17 protein-coding genes are annotated in these 19880 nt (G+C 58.2%); 5 read left to right on the top strand and 12 right to left on the bottom strand.

Going from position 1 to position 19880, the window contains the following annotated elements:
- Nucleotides 1–374 precede the first annotated feature (374 nt).
- Nucleotides 375–884, bottom strand: coding sequence for a hypothetical protein (locus tag L901_RS14780; protein ID WP_147401513.1), 510 nt, complete (start codon nucleotides 882–884; stop codon nucleotides 375–377).
- Nucleotides 885–1605: 721 nt separating this feature from the next.
- On the opposite strand from L901_RS14780, the gene L901_RS14775 reads away from it, so the two are divergent.
- Genes L901_RS14775 through L901_RS14760 form a run of 4 tightly spaced genes read left to right on the top strand, consistent with a single transcriptional unit; the run spans nucleotide 1606 to nucleotide 6914 of the window.
- Entirely contained in the window at nucleotides 1606–3201 is a 1596-nt protein-coding gene (locus tag L901_RS14775) for a peptide ABC transporter substrate-binding protein (protein WP_059758037.1), read from the top strand.
- 54 nt (nucleotides 3202–3255) lie between these two features.
- Nucleotides 3256–4179, top strand: coding sequence for an oligopeptide ABC transporter permease OppB (gene oppB, locus L901_RS14770; RefSeq protein WP_035265000.1), 924 nt, complete (start codon nucleotides 3256–3258; stop codon nucleotides 4177–4179).
- Complete coding sequence (locus L901_RS14765) at nucleotides 4172–5302, top strand: ABC transporter permease (protein WP_059758035.1); 1131 nt, start codon at nucleotides 4172–4174, stop codon at nucleotides 5300–5302. The genes oppB and L901_RS14765 overlap by 8 nt, the downstream gene beginning before the upstream one ends.
- A 1-nt stretch (nucleotide 5303) precedes the next feature.
- On the top strand, nucleotides 5304–6914 hold the full coding sequence (locus tag L901_RS14760) for an ABC transporter ATP-binding protein (RefSeq protein WP_059758033.1): 1611 nt from the start codon (nucleotides 5304–5306) through the stop codon (nucleotides 6912–6914).
- Between the two features lie 75 nt (nucleotides 6915–6989).
- On the opposite strand, the gene L901_RS14755 is transcribed toward L901_RS14760, so the two are convergent.
- From L901_RS14755 to L901_RS14720, 9 genes are read right to left on the bottom strand one after another with little or no spacing between them, the layout of a single operon-like run.
- Complete coding sequence (locus tag L901_RS14755; protein WP_059758030.1) at nucleotides 6990–7877, bottom strand: ribokinase; 888 nt, start codon at nucleotides 7875–7877, stop codon at nucleotides 6990–6992.
- 12 nt (nucleotides 7878–7889) lie between these two features.
- Entirely contained in the window at nucleotides 7890–9695 is a 1806-nt protein-coding gene (locus tag L901_RS14750) for an ABC transporter ATP-binding protein (protein WP_059758028.1), read from the bottom strand.
- Between the two features lie 4 nt (nucleotides 9696–9699).
- Entirely contained in the window at nucleotides 9700–10638 is a 939-nt protein-coding gene (locus L901_RS14745) for an ABC transporter permease (protein WP_059758025.1), read from the bottom strand.
- Entirely contained in the window at nucleotides 10638–11612 is a 975-nt protein-coding gene (locus tag L901_RS14740; protein ID WP_003519720.1) for an ABC transporter permease, read from the bottom strand. Before L901_RS14740 ends, L901_RS14745 begins: the two co-directional genes overlap by 1 nt.
- On the bottom strand, nucleotides 11609–11869 hold the full coding sequence (locus tag L901_RS27940) for a nucleoside hydrolase (RefSeq protein WP_371259719.1): 261 nt from the start codon (nucleotides 11867–11869) through the stop codon (nucleotides 11609–11611). The genes L901_RS14740 and L901_RS27940 overlap by 4 nt, the downstream gene beginning before the upstream one ends.
- Nucleotides 11839–12588 (bottom strand): nucleoside hydrolase, encoded by a 750-nt coding sequence (locus L901_RS14735; protein ID WP_371259716.1) that lies wholly within the window; start codon nucleotides 12586–12588, stop codon nucleotides 11839–11841. Before L901_RS14735 ends, L901_RS27940 begins: the two co-directional genes overlap by 31 nt.
- A complete protein-coding gene (locus tag L901_RS14730; protein WP_059758023.1) occupies nucleotides 12585–13544 on the bottom strand; it encodes a nucleoside hydrolase in 960 nt (319 codons plus the stop codon). The genes L901_RS14735 and L901_RS14730 overlap by 4 nt, the downstream gene beginning before the upstream one ends.
- Before the next feature lie 33 nt (nucleotides 13545–13577).
- Entirely contained in the window at nucleotides 13578–14459 is an 882-nt protein-coding gene (locus tag L901_RS14725; RefSeq protein ID WP_059758020.1) for a dihydrodipicolinate synthase family protein, read from the bottom strand.
- Nucleotides 14460–14482: 23 nt separating this feature from the next.
- On the bottom strand, nucleotides 14483–16033 hold the full coding sequence (locus L901_RS14720; RefSeq protein ID WP_059758017.1) for an ABC transporter substrate-binding protein: 1551 nt from the start codon (nucleotides 16031–16033) through the stop codon (nucleotides 14483–14485).
- Nucleotides 16034–16162: 129 nt separating this feature from the next.
- On the opposite strand from L901_RS14720, the gene L901_RS14715 reads away from it, so the two are divergent.
- Nucleotides 16163–17083 carry a LysR family transcriptional regulator gene (locus L901_RS14715; protein WP_059758137.1) on the top strand — a complete coding sequence of 307 codons (921 nt, stop codon included), beginning with the start codon at nucleotides 16163–16165 and terminating at the stop codon, nucleotides 17081–17083.
- An 81-nt stretch (nucleotides 17084–17164) separates the two neighbouring features.
- Here the strand turns inward: L901_RS14715 and L901_RS27425 are convergent, their stop codons facing one another.
- A complete protein-coding gene (locus L901_RS27425) occupies nucleotides 17165–18667 on the bottom strand; it encodes a hypothetical protein (RefSeq protein WP_059758015.1) in 1503 nt (500 codons plus the stop codon).
- Nucleotides 18668–18836: 169 nt separating this feature from the next.
- Entirely contained in the window at nucleotides 18837–19880 is a 1044-nt protein-coding gene (locus L901_RS14705; protein WP_059758012.1) for an ABC transporter ATP-binding protein, read from the bottom strand.

Genomic DNA, 19880 nt, shown 5'->3' with positions numbered 1-19880 from the left:
TCTGAAAGCTCGTGCAGGGGCGGTTCACGAACGGGGCGGGGGCTAGGGGTGGGGCTCTATCGGGAAAGAGACGAGCGAAGCGAGTATCGTTCCCTACCGACCAGAGGGAGGTATGGGAGCGAAGCGACCCACTTTCCTCGGAGCATGCGAGTGTCTCCCAGATCGGCGGGACACGAGTGTCAACGAGTGCGCCGCTGTATTCATAACGAATGAAATGAGTTATGAATATAAATGATCGTTTCTATAATTGGACACTATGCCTAAAGCGTCTCAATTTGACGACGCTCTAGGAGGGTCTTCTCTGAAGCAAATTCAGACACGTCCAAAAAGCGTCTTCATTTGCCGACTACCTCGCACCCGCGAGAGAGTGTCGTCTATATGGCAGCCTTGTATGGATACTTCACCGCTTTCGGATAGATGCCCAATCCGTTCAGAGCCATCTCATACATGTCCCACGGCAGGGAGCTATCCCCCATGACGGCGTTCGCCATGCCCTCGGGATCAAGGCTAATCCAGAGAATGTTTGGGCTGTCTTGCGTCAATCGCATAGGACGCACTTCGAGGAAACCAGCACATGCCTTCTTCAACCGGGGCAGCGCCCTGTCCTTCATCTCGGCTTCAGACAATCCCGCAGATCGCGCCCAGTCGGCGCGGGACATTGCCAGCCACTCCCTACCGAACCGTTCGAGCTTCTTCTTGCGGAGTTTCCACAATACGGCAATGCGGTGAAGCAGTATGCCTGCCGCCATATCGCCTCCACTCACTTTGCGGCACAATGCCACTTCGCCCGGCGCTGTCCAGCCGCCTGTCTTCTGTTCTATAGACTTCGACTTGTTCATTTTTTGGACCCGATAAGTCGCATGAATTGAAAAATGGGTGAACAATGTTAAATTCCCGTCAGTGACATGTCTGACGTGGACCAAGCAGCTTGTTCACTAATGAATAGCGTAGGGGTGTGCAGTCACCTCTACGCGCTCCTGCTCCCGTAAAGCTTTCCCAGCATCTTGCGGTGACACGTTACTGACACGTGACTGTTGATTTTCCGCTGAAAATACATTGTTTGGGGAGGCGAATGTTGGTAACACGTGCTAACCCCCGGCCATAGATTTCTTTCTGTTCGAGGGCCTTGACATCGTAGGGGTCACAGGTTCAATCCCTGTCACGCCCACCATCCGAATTCTTGAGTATCAAGGCCTTGCGAGAGATCGCAGGGCCTTTTTACATAGTGGCCCCAGCGAGTGACACTTGCATCTGCCTTACCGTCTTCGACGCCACGCGGTTCGGAGATAACGTTCGTATCGCGCAGGTATTACCCCCCGGGTTCCGATTTCTGCTCTGGGGTATTCAGATCAGTTGTCGACAGTCCGGGCATTGAAAGAGCATCGACGAGGTTACGGCGCTTTCCAGTCAGGCGTTCGAACCGGCTTTAGGTCATCAACACCGGGGACGGCTTACCGCGATCTGTAGCGATCACAGGTCCCATTTAGGCGGTTTTCTTTGTCTGCTGAGGTCACGGCTTCCCATCAACTCACAATTTATTGTTGTTGCGCTTCGGAGCAATATCGCCTTGTTTGTAGACTCAAAATCTTCACGGGGAGAGAAACGATGTCCATAAAAACAACAACTCGCGCCACTCTGCTGGTAGGATCGCTTCTGATTGGGGCGAGTTCTGCACTTGCAGAAACAGTTCTACACCGCGGCAATGCCGGGGAACCGCAGACGCTCGATCAGGCACAGACCTCCATCAACATCGAAGCCTTTATCCTGAAAGACCTTTATGAAGGTCTCACCATTTACGATGCCGCCGGCAAGATCGTTCCCGGTACGGCGGAAAGCTGGACACTGTCTGAGGATGGTACGGTCTACACGTTCAAACTGCGTGCGGATGCGAAGTGGTCGGATGGCACGCCGGTAACGGCCGGAGATTTTGTGTTCTCCTACCAGCGCGTCGAAGATCCGAAGACCGCCGCAAAATATGCAAATATTCTTTACCCGATCAAGAACGCCGAAAAGATCAACAAGGGCGATGTTCCGGTTGACCAGCTTGGCGTCAAGGCGGTGGATGACAAGACCCTTGAGGTCACACTCGAGCGCCCGACACCTTTCTTCCTTGAACTCCTTTCTCACCAGGCGGCTCTGCCAATCTCCAAGGCAAGCTACGAAAAGAATGGCACCGACTTCGTAAAGCCCGGCGTCATGGTCTCGAACGGCGCCTATAAACTCGAAGCGCATGTTCCCAATGACAGTTTGACGGTCGTCAAGAACACCAGTTTCTGGGATGCATCCAACACCAAGATCGACAAGGTCATCTTCTACCCGATCGATGATCAGGCCGCATCCGTTCGTCGTTTCGAAGCAAAGGAAATGGACCTCGCCTACAACTTTTCCGCAGATCAGATAGACCGTCTGCGCAAGGCCTATGGCGAACAGGTTCACGTTTCGCCGACGCTTGCCACCTATTACTACACCTTCGATACGCGCGAAGCGCCGTATAATGACGTCCGTGTCCGCCAGGCGCTCTCCATGGCGGTGGACCGCGATTTCCTCGCCAAGGAAATCTATAGCGGTTCTCAGATTCCGGCCTATTCCATGGTTCCTCCGGGCATGGATTCCTACAAAGAGCCGGCAAAGGCCGACTTTGCCACGCTGTCTCAGCTTGATCGTGAAGACGAAGCCCTCAAGCTCATGAAGGATGCTGGTTACGGTGAGGGTGGCAAGCCGCTTTCCATCGAAATCCGTTACAACACCAACCCGAACCATGAACGCGTCGCGACGGCTATCGCTGATATGTGGAAGAACACCTTCGGCGCGAAGGTGTCGCTGGTGAACCTCGACGTCGCCTCGCACTATGGCTACCTTCAGGAAGGCGGCAAATTCAACGTGGCGCGTGCCGGTTGGGTTGCCGACTATGCGGATGCCGAAAACTTCCTCGCGCTTTCGGTATCTTCCAACAAGACCTTCAACTATTCCAAGTTCAACAACGCCGAATACGACGCGCTGATGCAGAAGTCCTACGACGAGAAGGATCCTGCCGCTCGCTCCAAGCTGCTGCATGAGGCAGAAACCATCCTCATGAAGGAACAGCCGGTTGTTCCGCTTCTGACGCAGGCCGATCTCTGGCTGGTTTCCAACCGCGTCAAGGGTTGGGTCGACAATGCTGCCAACGCACACCTCAGCCGCTTCCTGAGCGTTTCCGAATAAGCAGCGCCGGCACGGTGGCTCACACCACCGTGCCATGCCGGAGCCCGAAAAAGCATGATCTCGTTTATCCTGCGCCGTTTGGCGAGTGCGGTGCCGACTTTGTTTATCGTCGTCACGATTTCGTTTTTCCTGATGCGTTTCGCACCGGGCGGTCCGTTCAATCTTGAACGTCCCCTGCCGCCGCAAACGATGGAAAACCTGATGAGAACCTATCATCTGGATGAACCATTATGGCGCCAGTATCTCATCTATCTCGGCAATGCCGTCACCGGCGATTTCGGTCCGAGCTACGTCTACAAGGACAATACCGTCGCGCAGTTGATCGGCAAGGGTCTGCCTTATTCGCTGGAACTTGGCAGCTATGCTCTTTTGCTGGCGCTGGTCGGCGGCGTTCTTGCCGGGACTCTGGCCGCGCTCAGGCAGAATAGTGCCTTCGATTTCTCGATCATGTCGATTTCGACGGTTGGCGTTACCGTGCCGAACTTCGTTGTCGCACCGGTTCTCACGCTTGTCTTTGCCGTCATACTCGGGCTTCTGCCCGCCGGCAGCTGGGGCGACGGATCGCTGCGATATCTCATCCTTCCGATGATCGCGCTCGCTTTGCCGCAGCTTGCGGTTATCGCGCGCCTGACACGCGGCGCAATGATCGAGGCTTTGCGGATGGACCACATCCGCACCGCCAAGGCTTATGGCCTTCCAGCGCGCAACGTGGTGGTATTCCACGCCATGCGTGCGGCGATGCTTCCGGTCGTTTCCTATCTGGCTCCCTGCGCCGCAGCACTGTTGACGGGTTCGGCAGTCATCGAGACGATCTTCACTATTCCGGGTGTCGGCCGCTACTTCGTTCTTGGTGCGATCAATCGTGACTATACATTGGTGATGGGAACCGTCGTTCTCGTCGCCATTTTCGTCATCCTGTTCAATCTCGTGGTCGATATTCTCTACGGCCTGCTCGATCCGAGGGTCAGACATGACTGATATCCCCGGCAATATTGCCCCTCAACCATTGGTAAAAAGCCGAAGCCTGTTCCAGCTGGCAGCCCTGCGTTTCAAACGAAACAAAGCCGCCATGGCAGGTTCCGTCATGCTGCTGCTGATCACGCTTTTCTCGTTCATCGGTCCGCATTTCCTCACGCATACCTACGATCAGGTGTTTTCGTCCTATGTCTCCGTCCCGCCGAGCCTTGAGCCGCGCCCGGATGTGAACAACCTTCAGGGCGTGATGGAGGGTGTTGCCAGCCGGGCGCGCGTGGAGTTGAAGGAATTCTCCGTCGAAGGGCAGACCTTCACGGCAACCGTCACCTCCAGCAGCCCGATTGACCCGCGCACGACACGCTATTTCGACCGCGCCAACGAATTCGAAAACACAAAAGTCGTTGCCACCGAAGATGAGGGGCGAACACTGAAGCTGGAAGGCGACGTCAACCGCGAATACTTCTTCTTCGGTACGGATTCGAACGGTCGCGACATGCTGGCGCGCGTGATGCTGGGTGGGCAAATCTCAATCGCCGTTGGCGTTCTCGCCAGCCTCGTTTCGCTCGGAATTGGCGTTCTTTACGGCGCAACCGCGGGGTATATCGGTGGGCGTGTCGACAATGTGATGATGCGTTTCGTCGAAATTCTCTATTCGCTGCCCTTCGTCTTTCTGGTGGTCGTTCTGGTGGTCTTTTTCGGCCGTAGCTTCATCCTGATCTTCCTGGTCATCGGTGCGGTGGAATGGCTGGATATGGCGCGTATCGTCCGCGGCCAGACGCTTGCCTTGAAACGGCGGGAATTTGTGGGCGCCGCACAGGCTTTGGGTTTGAGCGACTGGCAGATCATCCGCCGTCACATCATCCCGAATACAATCGGGCCCGTCGTCGTGTTCGTCACGGTCGTCGTACCCAAAGTCATTCTTCTGGAAAGCTTCCTCTCTTTCCTCGGTCTTGGCGTGCAGGCGCCACTTACGAGCTGGGGTGCGCTGATTTCCGAAGGCGCCAACAATATCCAATCGGCCCCCTGGCTACTGATATTTCCGGCGATCTTTTTCGTGCTGACCCTGTTTTCGCTCAATTTTGTGGGTGACGGGTTGCGTGATGCACTCGATCCCAAGGATCGTTGACATGAATACGACATCTGAAACCATCCTCACCGTCCGTAATCTCAAGGTCGATTTCACGACGCCGGACGGCACGGTGAAAGCCGTCAAGGGCATCGATCTTGACGTCAAGCAGGGTGAAACGCTTGCCGTCGTCGGAGAATCCGGTTCCGGCAAAAGCCAGACCATGATGGGCATCATGGGGCTGCTTGCATCCAACGGCGTTATTGAAGGCTCGGCAAAATATCGCGGACGAGAGCTGATCGGTCTGCCGGTCGGCGAGCTGAACAACATCCGGGGTGCGAAAATCACCATGATTTTCCAGGAGCCGATGACCTCGCTCGATCCTCTCTACAGGATCGGCGCGCAAATCGCCGAACCGATCCTCCACCACAGGGGCGGCAGCAAAAAAGAGGCGCGCGCCCGCGTTCTCGAACTCCTGAAGCTCGTGGGAATTCCCGATCCGGAGCGGCGCATAGACAGCTATCCCCACGAACTTTCCGGTGGCCAGCGCCAGCGCGTCATGATCGCCATGGCTCTCGCGAATGAACCGGATATTCTGATTGCGGATGAGCCGACCACTGCGCTTGACGTGACGATCCAGGCGCAAATCCTCGACCTTCTGAAGTCGTTGCAACAACGCTTCGGCATGGCCATCGTCCTGATCACGCATGATCTTGGCGTGGTCCGCCATTTTGCCAATCGTGTGGCTGTCATGCGCCGTGGGGAGATTGTTGAGGCCGGTACGACGGAAGATATCTTCGATCGCCCGCAGGCGGACTACACCAGGATGCTTCTCGATGCCGAGCCCAGCGGGCACAAGCCGGCAATTAGTACAGAGGCGCCGGTCGTGCTCTCCGGCCAGGGCGTGACGATCGACTATACAATTCCTGGTGGCTTCTTGTCGAAGTCTCGCAGGTTCCGAGCCGTCGATGGCGTCAATGTCAACCTTCACCAGGGACAGACCATAGGCATCGTCGGTGAGTCCGGATCAGGCAAGTCCACGCTCGGTCGTGCGCTTCTGCGTCTAATTGTGGCAGATGGCCGCATTTTCTTCGGCGGGAGGGAAATTACCGGACTTGATCGGAAGGCAATGCGGCCATTGCGGCGGCGTCTGCAGCTTGTGTTCCAGGACCCCTATGGCTCGCTTTCGCCAAGACAGACGGTCGGAGAGATCATCACGGAAGGCCTGTTTGTGCATGAGCAACGGCTGAGCCGAGCGGAACGGGACAAGCGGGCAATAGAAGCACTGAAAGAAGTCGGTCTCGATCCCGCCGCTCGCAACCGTTACCCTCACGAGTTCTCGGGCGGACAACGTCAGCGTATCGCAATCGCCCGCGCGATCATCCTCAAACCGGATGTCGTCATTCTCGACGAACCGACATCCGCACTGGACCGATCCGTTCAGGGACAAGTTATCGATCTACTGCGTGATTTGCAGAAGACGCATGGCCTTTCTTACATCTTCATCAGCCACGACCTTTCTGTCATCAAGGCGATTTCGGATTACGTCATCGTCATGAGAAACGGGAAGATTGTGGAGGAAGGAGAAACGGATGCCATATTCAACAGTCCGACGGCCGAATATACCGAAACACTCATCAAATCTGCTTTTTCAGTGGAAGCGGCACCATAGATTATAGCACGGCCGTGGCAGGCCTTCTCTGGCCCTGAACCACTTGAAAAAGAGCGGCAACGTCATGCGGCCGGGTTAGTTGCACCTATTTTCGACGGAATCCGTAACCCGCCGCTCGGGAATACTGCTCTGACTGCCTTTTCGCGAGCATGTCAGCGCCGCAGCGATCGACGCCCGCCGCATCGCCGCCTTCAGCGGCAAGCCGCAGTCCAGTCCTGAGGCAAGCACACCGACGAAACAATCGCCGGCTGCCGTTGTGTCCTGTACGTCAACGGGCATGGCCGCGATACGAACATGTTCGCCAAACGCGCAAGCTTCCGCGCCTTCACCGCCGAGTGTGCGCAGAACGCCGGTGCCAAGACGCACAGACAACGCCTCTGCCGATGCATCGCAACCGAGCCAACCCGCCAAAGCCTCGGCTTCGTCTTCATTGACGACAATCAGATCGCACAAAGACAGAACTTCTTCCGACAAAGGAAATGCCGGTGCGAGGTTGAGGATCGAGATGGCCTTTGAGGCATGCGTGCGGCGGATGAGCTTTTCCACTTCGCCCACATCGTTTTCCATTTGCATGAGCACGACATTGGCCCGCTGTAACAAATCCTCCTCCACGCAATTCGAAGAAACCGCGAGGTTGGCGCCAGCCGCCACCACAATCATATTCCGACCCTTGGCGTCGATATGGATCGAGGCATTGCCGGTCGGTTCGCCGAGAGAGGCGACGCGGCTGATATCCGTTGCCGTCTTCAGGTTCTGCAAGCCGATCTCGGCCAGACCATCCTGCCCGACCGCGCCCACCATCACCACCTCGGCACCGTCCCGGGCCGCTGCAAGCGCCTGATTGGCGCCTTTGCCACCGGCTTCCGTGCGGAAACGTTTGGCAAGCAGTGTCTGGCCCGGCTGCGGCATGTCCTCGACCTCATAAACGAAGTCGACATTGATTGAGCCGAAGGTGATGATCATGACGCGGTTTCCTTAAGCGATCTGAACGAAGTGGCCTTCGCCGGCTTCCTCGTAGGTCCGCTTCGGCGGCACATAATCGGCAGCGCGGAACGGGCTTTTGATCTCGTCATTGGAGATACGGCGTGTCTGTCGGCGCGAGGGATCGGCAATCGGGACCGCCGCCATCAGCCGCTTGGTATATTCATGCTGCGGGTTTTCGAAGACGGCCTGACGCGGGCCAATTTCGACGATCTCTCCGAGATACATCACGGCGACGCGGTGGCTGATGCGCTCGACAACCGCCATGTCATGGCTGATGAAGAGGTAACCGAGGCCGTATTTTTCCTGCAGGTCCAGCATCAGATTGATGACCTGCGCCTTGACCGAGACATCGAGCGCGGACACCGACTCGTCGGCAATCAGGAGCTTCGGCTCCAGCGCCAGGGCGCGAGCGATACAGACGCGTTGACGCTGGCCGCCGGAAAATTCGTGCGGGAAGCGGTCCGCCATCGAAGCGGAAAGGCCGACACGTTCCAGAAGGTCACCAACGCGCTGACGCGCTTGCGAAGCTGGCGCCAGACCATGGGTGATGATCGGCTCGGCGATCGCCTGGCCGACGCGGATGCGCGGATTGAGGCTTTCGAACGGGTCCTGGAAGATCATCTGCGCTTCGCGGCGAATATCGGCAAGGTCGCTCTTGCCGGCCGTGAGTACATTCTTGCCGCCGATCTGCACTTCACCGGATACCGCATCGGTCAGCCGAATGATCGAGCGGCCGGTGGTAGATTTACCGCAACCGGATTCGCCGACCAGCGACAGGGTTTCTCCCTGACGCAGTTCCAGCGATACGCCTTCCACCGCGTGGATGCAGCCGACGGTCTTGCGCAGGAAGCCCTTCCGGATCGGAAAGCGCGTAATCAGGTTGTCGACCTTGAGGATCGGTGGGTGATTGCGCTTGACCGTATCTTCGGTCGGCTTGACCGGTTGGATCTCTCCGGTTGCCATGTCCACCTGCGGAAACCGCAACGGACGATCCTTGCCGGTCATCGAGCCAAGCTGCGGTACTGCCGACAACAGCGCGCGGGTATAGGGATGTTTGGCGCCGGCAAAGAGATCATGCGTCGTGCCGGTCTCAACCTGTTCTCCACGATACATCACCACCGTACGGTCGGATATTTCCGCAACAACGCCCATGTCGTGGGTGATGAAGAGAACGGACATGCCTTCCTCTTCCTGCAATGTCTTGATGAGTTCGAGGATCTGCGCCTGGATGGTCACATCGAGCGCCGTCGTCGGTTCGTCGGCGATCAGCAGCTTGGGATCACAGGCAAGCGCAATCGCGATAACGACACGCTGGCGCATGCCGCCCGAAAAGTTCATTGGGTATTCGTTAAGGCGCGACTTTGCCGAAGGAATGCGGACCTTCTCCAGAAGCCGCACGGCTTCCGCCTGCGCTTCGGTTTCCGTCATGCCGCGATGCTGGCGCAGGACCTCGGTGATCTGCGCACCGATCTTCAGCACCGGATTGAGCGAGGTCATCGGCTCCTGAAAGATCATGCCAATGCGATTGCCGCGGATTTTCTGCATGTCTTCAAGCGGGATCGACAGAAGATCCTTGCCCTCGAACTCGATCTTTCCGGCCACGCGCGAATTGCCCGGCGACAGAAGCCGCATGATCGACATCGCCGTGACGCTCTTGCCCGAACCGGATTCACCGACAACGGCGACGGTTTCCTTCGGCGCGATATCGAAGCTGACATCGTGCACGACATTGCGCCACTCGCCACCGACGCGGAAGGCCGTGTTGAGATTGGAAATCGAAAGAATTGGATTGGTCATGATCTTAGCCCTCACGACGCGGATTGAGGATGTCGCGCAGGGAATCGCCGATCAGGTTGATCGCGACGATGAGCAACAGAAGGGCGATGCCCGGGAACAAGCTGATCCAGTAGTCACCGGAAAGCATGTATTCGAAGCCGTTCGAGATCAGCAGACCAAGGGACGGTTCCGTCACCGGCAGGCCGATGCCGAGGAAGGAAAGCGTTGCTTCCAGCATGATGGCATAAGCGACGCGCATGGTGGCGACGACGATCAGCGGCGGCAGGCAGTTCGGCAGGATGTGCCGGAAAAGGATGTTGCGGTCCGGCAGCGCCATCGAGCGGGCGGCATCGACATAGGCGCGTTTGCGCTCGACCAGCGCCGAACCGCGGATCGTGCGGGCATAATAAGCCCATTGCGTCACCACCAGCGCCAGAATGATCTTGTCGACGCCCTGGCCGAGAATGGCGAGGAAAATCAGCGCAATCAGGATCGCGGGGAAGCTGAGCTGGATATCGACGATACGCATCAGCACCGAGTCCAGCCGGCCACCGACATAGGCGCTGGTGAGGCCGATCGATGCGCCGATGACGAGCGCGATTGCCGCACTGGAGAGGCCGACGAGGATACTGGTGCGCAGGCCATAAAGAATGGCGCTGAACAGGTCGCGACCCTGCGTGTCGGTGCCGATCAGATAGGTCATGCCCGACATGCTTTCCGACCCCGGTGGCAGGCGACCGTCGAGAATGTCGAGCTGAGCCAGATCATACGGATTTTGCGGTGCGATTACCGGTGCGAAGATGGCAGCCACGATAAAGATCGTCACCAGTATGATGCCGACGAGCGCGAGCTTGTCGTGCAGCAGCGCATGGACAACCTCCCGTGCGGGGGAACGCGAGGTGGATTTCCCGCCGCTGTTTGCGGCGGCATGAACCGAAACGGTCGAGCTGTTATTGTCGGTCATCACGAATTCCCCTCAAGGCGAACGCGGGGGTCGACGATGGAGTACAGAATGTCGACCAGAAGATTGATGATGCTGAACATCACTACGGTGATCATCAGGTAGGCGAGGATGACGGGACGGTCGAGAACGCCGATGGCGTCGATGATCAGCTTGCCCATGCCCGGCCAGGCAAAGATCGTTTCCGTGACGACAGCGAAAGCGATCAGCGAGCCAAGTTCCAGACCGATGACGGTGATCAAGGGGATCAGCGTGTTCTTCAGCACATGCACGGTGACGATACGGCGTTCCGGCAGACCCTTGGCGCGGGCGAAACGAACGAAATCGAGCTGCATGGTTTCCATCACGCCGGCGCGTGTAAGACGGATGACCAGCGAAATCTTGAACAGCGCCAGATTGAAGGCCGGCAGCAGCAGATGCGTCAAACCATCGAACGTGAAGAGGCTGAGCGGCACGCCAAGGACGTTGACAGTCTCACCGCGACCCGATGCGGGCAACCAGCCCAAATAGACGCTGAACAGCATGATCATGACGAGCCCGATCCAGAACGTCGGCAGACTGAAACCGAGGATCGAGAAGGTCATGATCGACTTGGAGATAAAGCCCTTCGGCTTGAGGCCGGCATAAACGCCGAGCGGAATGCCGATAACAAGCGCCATGAACAGCGCGACGAAGGCAAGCTCCAGCGTTGCCGGCATGCGGTTCAAAATCAGGGTCAGCGCCGGCTGGTTGAACACAAAGGAATTGCCGAGATCGCCGGAAAGCGCTCGCGTGAGGAACAGCCAGTATTGTTCCCAAACCGACTTGTCGAGGCCGAAGGACTGGATGACCTGCAGGCGTTCCGCCGGTGTCGCAGTCGGGCTCAGCAGAACGTCAACCGGATTGCCGACGAGATAGAGGCCGACAAAGACCAGAACCGACATGACAAAAAGCGTGAGCACGGTTTGTAGCGACCGGCTTAGAAGATATCCGCTCATGAGCTTGAGCCTCCCAGGGTTTTTCTGCCGAGCGCCGCACCGCCATGGCGGGCGATGCGCTCGATCAGCAATTCGATGAAACCGGCCTCGTCGACATCGGTGACGACGGTGGTGTTCGCCGCCCGGTCCATCTTCTTGTAGAAATCGGCGTAGGTGTAACCCATCGTGAGGCCGGTGACCTCAACGCCGACAAAAGCCTCGCGGCTGGTGAACAATTCGGGTCGGATCAGCCACGCGATCGTCGTCGCATCGTGGATCGGTCCGCCCGGTCGACCGAAGCGTTTGACATCGCTGCGGTCGAAGGCGAGAAAAGATTGAAAAGGGCATCGCCCGCTTCGCCGCCGGCACGGAACCGTTCAAAATGTTTGGCCGTAAACAGCGCCTGGAAGGTCATGTCGAGCGGCATCAACACAATCGGAACGCCGGACTGGAAGACGATTTCGGCGGCGTGCGGATCGGCATAGACGTTGAATTCGGCCCATGGCGTGCGATGGCCGAGTGCGGTGAAAGCTCCCCCCATCGAAACGATCCGGCGGATGCCGCGGGCAACGTCCGGATGCTGGATCAACGCCAGCGCCACATTGGTCATCGGCCCGATAGCGCAGATGGTGACCGGCTCGCCTGCCGCTGCCGCCGCCCGCGCCGTTCGGACGATGAACCGCACCGCGTTTTCTTCCGCAGCAACGACATCGCCGGCCTTGACCAGCGTATCGTCGAAAGCACCGATGCGGGCATATTTCCCATAGACCTGTTCACGCACCAGCGGACCACTGGCACCGGCATAAACCGGCACATCACGCCGTCCGCTCACGCTGACCAGCTTGCAGGCATTGGCGACCGTATCGCGAAGCGGCACATTGCCGGCGACAATGGACAGTCCCAGAACCTCGATTTCCGGCGAGGCAAGCGCCATCAGAATGGCGGCGGCATCGTCCACGCCCGGATCCGCATCGATGATGACCTTGTGAGGTTTCATGCGACGACCTTTTCGGCATAACGCGACAGGCGTTCGAGGAAGAAAGCGATCACGCCTTCCGCATCGACCTTGGTGACGATGTCGGCATTCGGCTCCAGGCCGCTCTTGCCGTACCAGTCGGCAATCGTCTGGCCCATGCAAAGCTCGCTTTCATACTCGACGAAAACACGTGCCCTCTGGGTTTCGAACAGATGTGGCGCAAGAATATAAGCCATGACCAGGGGATCGTGCAGCGGGCCGCCTCGCGAACCATAACGGCGCACATCGTTGCGATCCCAAAACGCCATCAACTCGGCCAATGTTTCGGAAATACGGCCGCTGACACGCGAAAACTCGGCGACATGCTCCGGCTTCAACATGACCTGATGCGTGGCATCCAGCGACAGGGCAACAAGCGGAATGCCGCTCGAAAACACCACATGTGCGGCATGTGGGTCGGCCAGAACGTTGAATTCCGAGGTCATGGTGCGGTTGCCCGGTTCGCGATAAGCGCCGCCCATCATGACGATGTGTTCGATGCCTTCGGCGATCTGTGGCTTCATGCGCAAGGCAACCGCGACATTGGTGAGCGGTCCCAGGCAGCAGAGCGTGATACGCTCGCCCTGTTCGGCGGCCTTGCCCAGCGCGTCGATCAGGAAATCGACGGCGGACGTCTCTTCCGCCTTCTTCACCGGTTCCGGCAATACGGTGTTGCCGAGACCTGTCTTGCCATGAAACTGGCCATGGATCGGCTCGCGTAGCATCGGCCGAAAGCAGCCGGCATAGACCGGGATGTCGGCACGATTGCCGAGTTCGCAGACCTGCAGCGCATTGCGCACCGTGCGCTCCAGCGGCTGGTTGCCACAGACCGGCGTGATGCCCAGAATCCTAAGTTCCGGCGACACGAATGCGGTCAACAGGGCAATCGTGTCATCGATACCGGGATCACAATCGACGATGATCGAAATCGGCTTCATTCTCAATGCCTTCAATGTGTGGGATCAGAAAACTCAGAGCGCGCCGACATCGCGCAGCACACTGGCGATTTCCGCTCGCGCGGCTTCGCCAAGCGGCATTTGCGGATGCATCGGCGCACCGACGGCAAAACCCTGCAGATCGAGCGCCGTCTTGATGCAGGCGGCGATCGAATATTTCGCAAAAATCTCGTTGACCTTCCACATCGGCCGCTGAAGGTCCATCGCACGCGTCCAGTCACCGGCCTTGGCCGCCTCATAGAGCGCAATGCTCTGCTTGGGCACGATGCAAGCCGGGCCGGCCATCCAGCCCACGCCGCCAATCATCATCACGCAGACCGGGATGTGCGCGGAGGCTGCAAATACCTCCATCCGGCCGCGAGTCCGCTCGATGATGGAAAGTAGGCGCCCCGTATTGGTCGAGGCGTCCTTGATGTAGCGGATATTATCGACCCGGCTCAGTCGCTCGATAACGGGCAACGAAAGATCGGAACGCTGAAACTGCGGATTGGTATAGAGCACCACCGGACGGCCTTTGGCCGCCCTGGCGATCGCAGTGAAATAGGCTTCCACACCCTCGTCGCTGACCGGAAAATAAGCTTCGAGGATCGCCAGAATGCCATCCGCACCGGCCGCGACCATATATTCCGTCTGGGCAACGGCGTCGGCAGTGGAAGTCGACGCCACGCCGGCGACAACGGGAACCCGGCCGCGATTGGCAGAGATCACGGTATCGACGACGCGGCGTCTTTGCTCCTGGGAGAGATAGGCAAATTCACCCGTGCTGCCGAGCGGCGTCAGACCATGCACGCCCGCGTCGACCAGGTGGTCCACCAGATCCGTCAGCACACCTGGCATCACCTCGCCGGCGCTATCGACCGGGGAAACGAGATAGGGAAATACACCGCTGAAAGACATGGTGGACCGCTCCTTTTCTTCGATCAGTTCGGCTTCACGTAATAGGGAAGCGTGTAACCGTCGGAACGACCCGCATAGTTGATATCGCTCTTCACCGCCCAGGTGTTGGCGAGATAGAAAACCGGAATGACACCGAGATCCGTCATCGCGATTTCCGTGGCCTTCTTCAGAAGTTCCTCACGCTTGGCGTCGTCGAGCGTCGAGCGGGCTTCGTTCAGGGCCTTGTCGAATTCCGGGTTGGAATAACGACCGCGATTGCCCTGACCGGCCTTTTCGCCGTAGGTCTCGAGGATCGGTCCAAGAACGCCCGAAGCCTCACCGGTTTCGACGGCGGCGCCGCCCATGATGAACGAAAACTCGAGGTTCGAGGCACGGGTGAAATAGACGCTGCCCGGCAGGGTGGCGACTTCGGTCTTCACGCCGACGCGGCTGAAGAACTGGCCGATGGCCTGCGCAACCTTGCTATCGTTCGGATAGCGGTCATTCGATGCATGGAAGGTCAACTGGAAACCGTCGGGATAACCGGCCTTCGCCAACAGTTCCTTGGCCTTGGTCGGGTCATAGGCGTCGACCTTGATGGCGGGATCATAACCGAAATAACCTTCCGGCACGACCTGGCCGGCCGGCACGCCCTGCCCGTCCATGATGCGGTCGACCAGCGCTTCGCGGTTGATCGACAGGGATAGAGCGCGGCGCACTTCCGGTTTCAGGAGCGGGTTCTTGCCGTCCGGGCCCTTGGCGAAAGGCGATTCTTCGCGGGCTTGGTCCATGTGCAGATACATGATGCGGTTGCCGGCAATGTTGACGACCTTCAGCTTGTCGGATGCTTCAAGCCGGCGGGTATCGGCCGTCGGGATGCTTTCGATCATGTCGACATCGCCCGAAAGCATGGCGGCAACGCGCGCGCTCGGGTTCTTGAAGACCCGGAAGGTCACCTTGTCCCAGGCAGCTTTTTCTCCCCAGTAAGCATCATTGCGCGCAACAACGACATTGTCGTCCGGCGACCAGGAAACGAATTTGAACGGGCCGGTGCCGATAACGCCCTTGCCGGTGTTCATTTCGCCCGTCGTAACCTTTTCCATTTCGGCCGGAAGCATCGCGATACGACTGAGATTGTTGAGCAGAAGCGGCGTTGGGCCGGCAGTCTTGATACGGACCGTCAGCGGATCGACGGCTTCGACCTCGGTTATAGCCTTCACGTAAGCGGCAAACGAGCTTGGGCTGTTGGTCGAGGCAAGTGGAATGCGCTTGATGCTGGCGACCACGTCTTCAGCGGTGAAATCGCTGCCGTCGTGGAATTTCACGCCTTCGCGCAGCTTGAATTCCCAGGTCTTGTCATCGACGATTTTCCAGGAAACAGCGAGCGCCGGCTGGATCTGCTGCTTGTCGTCCTGATTGACGAGGCCATCGAAAATGTTGCGCGCCATCGCGCTGTTCGGGCCGACGACATAAAATTGCGGGTCCATGGACGTCGTGGAGGCGGACAGACCAACGGTCAGATCCCGGGCCTCGCTCGCGAACGGCATGGCGAAAACAGACGCTGCCAATGCGGCTGCGAAAACAGAAAACTTCATAACGGGGACTCCTCCAGGTTGTCCGGCCCGCGCTCCCTGCGGGTAAAAGACGAATTAACGTTTTACCTGGCAAAAGAAAAATTGCATTTTGTACTTAAGCCATGCCGCAATGTTATGAAAGGAAACCAGGTGAGACTGAAACCAAGGCAGGTCGAAGCGTTTCGAGCCGTGATGATGACCGGTGGCATTACTGCCGCGGCCGAAGCCATGAACGTCACCCAGCCGGCCGTCAGTCGCCTTATCCGCGATCTCGAAGAGATCGTTCAAATGCGGCTGTTCGAACGCGTGGGCGCCAGATTGGTGCCAACCGCCGAAGCCACACAGTTTTATCGGGAGGTCGAGCGGCTTTATCTCGGCCTCGACCAGATTGCTCAGGCCGCCGATGACATACGAGCGCACAAGAACACCGTTCTGCGCATTGGCAGCGTGACGTCGCTGGTTCGCCCCTACCTGCATCAGGCGATTGTCGAAACCATTGGCGACCGGCTGGATATTCCGCTGGTGATCGACGTCGAAAACAGCCGGCATATATGGGATATGGTCGACCAGAACCGCTATGATCTCGGGCTGGTTTTCGGCTCTCCCAGAATGGCGGACAAGAACGCCACGCCTCTGCACAGTTCCTATGCCGTTGCCGCAATGACGGCAGATCATCGACTGGCGTCCCGCCGGGTCGTCACGCCAAATGACCTTCTCGATGAACGAGTGCTCATTCCCGGCCGCAATTCTCCGCTCAGGCTGGCACTCGACCGCGCCTTCTCAATTGAAGATCACCAACCGATAAGCACGATGGAAACGTCGATGCTGAACTGCTGCCACTTTGCATCGGCGGGCATGGGCGTTGGCATCGTGGATCATACCAGCCTGCGCTCTGCCGGTGCCGAAGTGGTGGCGATACCATTCGAACCGAAGATCGAAGTGTCCTACTACGCGATACGGCCAATCGGTGCGCAGAGAATTGCCGTTCTTGATGAGTTGATTGAGCGCATCCGCCAAATGATGAGCGCCGCAGGAGACCTCGGTTCGTATCTAACATTACGAGAGTCTTGAGGAGATACGGATCGTTCCCGGTTATTGCCTTGCTCGCGTCCTTTGGCGACCAGCAGCGATCGCCATTTCCCTTTTGCAGGATTATGGCACCAACCGCACAATGATCGTGGCCTCCGAAGACGACAATTTCCGTTCGACGGCCAGAGCTTGCGCTGAATCAAGGCCACTGATGGTGACGTTGCCGCCCATAATCGGCTCTCTCACGACCGGTTCGAAGATGACGTCTCCATCAACCAGCAACTGGGTCTTCTGCCCGAGAGCCGCGCGTGTGAAATCCTCGAAGGCCTTGGCGCTTTCCGGTGTCAAGGCAATTTCCACCGCAGGTCCGGCAGCGGGATTGATCGAGGTTTTCACCTTTGCGACCTTGAGCGAAATCGGTGCAATGTCCCCGCCGCTGTCGGCGGGGGTTTTGCCACCCTCATTCTGGTTGGGAGAGGAAGCGGTATCGGCGTCGGCCTTCGGGCGGTACTGGTCCAGATCGATCGAAGCCTGCGTATTGTTTTTGGGTAGCGGCTCAACGCGTTGGCCAGACAGGGTCTCGGCGGTCCAGGCATGCGGCGCGGGCAGGACCGGTGGCTGATCCTCTCGCCAGATATGCACACCCACGGTGACCTTCATGCCGCCAACACTTGCGACCGTGTTTTCCAGCACTTCGATTGTCGAGCCGTCGCGTGTTGAATTCACATAGGTCACAGTCCGCGACTTGCCGGCGCTTCTGGCCTGCGCCAGTTGCGCATCGGTCAGTTGTTTCGCCCGGTCTGCGAAGCTTGCGATCATGCCATCAATCGAAGATTGCTGGGATTGCAGCAGGGCAGCCGGATCGTAGGTGACCGTCGCGCTGAATGTGGCTGTTTGCCGGGCCTTGTCGGCGGCTTCGAGTTTCCAGACGGTGCTTGTCGGAACGAGCACCCCCTTCAGCTCTTCGCTTCCCGCAACCGTCCATTCCTGCCCGATATCCGTCGTGAAAGCTTCGGAGGACTGCCCGAGCGCAAGGATCATGCTTTCCGGCGCAAGCACGTTGATAACGACAAGAGGATTACCTTTAACGGTCTGGAGCATGCGGGAGGCCGTGTTATCCGACGAGGACGTGGACAGGAGCATTTCCATATTGGCAATGATCTGATCGGCGCCGACAAGCGCCGTCGGAGCACCGCTCGGATCCGCATCGAATTCCAGCTCCTCGACACCGTAAGCGGCGAGCGAATTGCGGAACATGGCGTTCATCGCATAGGAATCCGCAGCGCCCGTCGCGTCCGGGGGAATGTTTGTGGAAAGTCTCCATTTCATCCGCATCCCCTCGTCGTTCCGCGACAGGACCGTTGCCGATTGACGGAAATCGCCCCGCATGACAACGGACGATGCTTCCGGCCTGTCGAACCAAAGCGACATGTCGGTCTCGGTCGTCTTTTGAACCCGATAATGAAGCTCAGTCCCGACGGCAGGTTCGTAAGGTGGAACGGTCACGCTCTCCGCCGCCTGGGTCGGGCTGGCTGCCATCGTTGTCTGGAATATCAGCCCGGCGGCGAGAAAGAGGGAAGGGACCAGACCGATATTACGGCGCGTTGCGTTCGTGCGAATTTGCATCTCCCTCCGATTACGGTTTTCCAACACCTGACACGTCGATTTCATACTGTCTATCCCAGGTTCAACGCCAAACGCCTCCCACAAGCAGTGATTTTTAGTCATTGAATCCTGTCTTGCGCTGCGATTCCGCGATCATTGCACATCAGGCGATGTCACGGCGCGCGGTTCGCTAGTTGAGCCGTTGACTGGTTCTGGCATCGAACAGGTGGATCGATGCCAGATCCGGCTGAACCTGGATGGTTGCGCCCGGCTGCGCTTGGACGCGCTCGCGGAAGACACCGATGACCTGGTGATCGCCGATCATCATCGTGACCTGCGTTTCCGACCCCATCGGCTCCACCAATAAAACGGTTGCTGTGAGGCCATGGTTGACCAGTTCGAAATGTTCCGGGCGGATGCCGTAGATCGCTTCGCCTGTGGCAGGGCCGGGCGGGAGGGGCAGGACGACGCCGTCAGCCTCGAAGCCATCGGCGGTAAGTCGTCCCTTGATGAAATTCATCGCCGGGGAACCGATGAAGCCGGCGACGAAGGGATTGGCGGGCCGGTCATAAAGCTCGAGCGGCGCTCCGCATTGCTCGACCCGTCCGGCATTCATCACCACGATCTTGTCGGCCATGGTCATGGCTTCCACCTGATCATGCGTGACATAAACGGTCGTGACCCCCAGACGCTGGTGCAACGCCTTGATTTCACCGCGCATCACCACACGCAGCTTGGCATCGAGATTGCTGAGCGGTTCGTCGAACAGAAAAACCTGAGGATTGCGGACGATTGCGCGGCCCATGGCGACACGCTGCCGTTGCCCGCCGGAAAGCTGGCGGGGGAACCGTTCGAGCAATGGCGTCAGCCCCAATATGTCAGCCGCCCAGTTTACCCGCTCAGTGATCTCGGCCTTGCTGCCGCCGCGATGCTCGAGCGAAAATGCCATGTTTTTCGCTACGCTCATGTGCGGATAAAGCGCGTAGTTCTGGAAGACCATGGCGATGTCGCGGTCTTTCGGTTCGATCTCGTTGACGACACGGCTGCTGATCGAGATATCGCCGCTGGTCACGGTTTCAAGGCCTGCGATCATTCGCAGCAGGGTGGATTTGCCGCAGCCCGAAGGGCCGACGAGCACAACGAATTCGCCATCGGCAATATCGATATCGACACCGTGGATGGTGGCGAGTGCGCCATAGCTTTTCTTGACGGATCTAAGGGTAACGGGTGCCAT

This window comes from Agrobacterium sp. D14, from assembly GCF_001526505.1.
Classification (GTDB): Bacteria; Pseudomonadota; Alphaproteobacteria; order Rhizobiales; family Rhizobiaceae; genus Agrobacterium; species Agrobacterium leguminum.
Note: the sequence above shows the minus strand (reverse complement) of the source record. Positions and strands in the feature narration are given on the sequence as shown.

Bases quoted from the DNA above. Each gene is read 5' to 3' on its own strand.
- L901_RS14750 (WP_059758028.1), bottom strand. From the start codon at position 9,695: ATGACCAATCCAATTCTTTCGATTTCCAATCTCAACACGGCCTTCCGC.
- L901_RS14735 (WP_371259716.1), bottom strand. From the start codon at position 12,588: ATGAAACCTCACAAGGTCATCATCGATGCGGATCCGGGCGTGGACGAT.
- L901_RS14755 (WP_059758030.1), bottom strand. From the start codon at position 7,877: ATGATCATCACCTTCGGCTCAATCAATGTCGACTTCGTTTATGAGGTC.
- L901_RS14725 (WP_059758020.1), bottom strand. From the start codon at position 14,459: ATGTCTTTCAGCGGTGTATTTCCCTATCTCGTTTCCCCGGTCGATAGC.
- L901_RS14705 (WP_059758012.1), bottom strand. From the start codon at position 19,880: ATGGCACCCGTTACCCTTAGATCCGTCAAGAAAAGCTATGGCGCACTC.
- L901_RS14775 (WP_059758037.1), top strand. From the start codon at position 1,606: ATGTCCATAAAAACAACAACTCGCGCCACTCTGCTGGTAGGATCGCTT.
- L901_RS14740 (WP_003519720.1), bottom strand. From the start codon at position 11,612: ATGAGCGGATATCTTCTAAGCCGGTCGCTACAAACCGTGCTCACGCTT.
- L901_RS14765 (WP_059758035.1), top strand. From the start codon at position 4,172: ATGACTGATATCCCCGGCAATATTGCCCCTCAACCATTGGTAAAAAGC.
- L901_RS14745 (WP_059758025.1), bottom strand. From the start codon at position 10,638: ATGACCGACAATAACAGCTCGACCGTTTCGGTTCATGCCGCCGCAAAC.
- oppB (WP_035265000.1), top strand. From the start codon at position 3,256: ATGATCTCGTTTATCCTGCGCCGTTTGGCGAGTGCGGTGCCGACTTTG.
- L901_RS14760 (WP_059758033.1), top strand. From the start codon at position 5,304: ATGAATACGACATCTGAAACCATCCTCACCGTCCGTAATCTCAAGGTC.
- L901_RS14730 (WP_059758023.1), bottom strand. From the start codon at position 13,544: ATGAAGCCGATTTCGATCATCGTCGATTGTGATCCCGGTATCGATGAC.
- L901_RS14720 (WP_059758017.1), bottom strand. From the start codon at position 16,033: ATGAAGTTTTCTGTTTTCGCAGCCGCATTGGCAGCGTCTGTTTTCGCC.
- L901_RS27425 (WP_059758015.1), bottom strand. From the start codon at position 18,667: ATGCAAATTCGCACGAACGCAACGCGCCGTAATATCGGTCTGGTCCCT.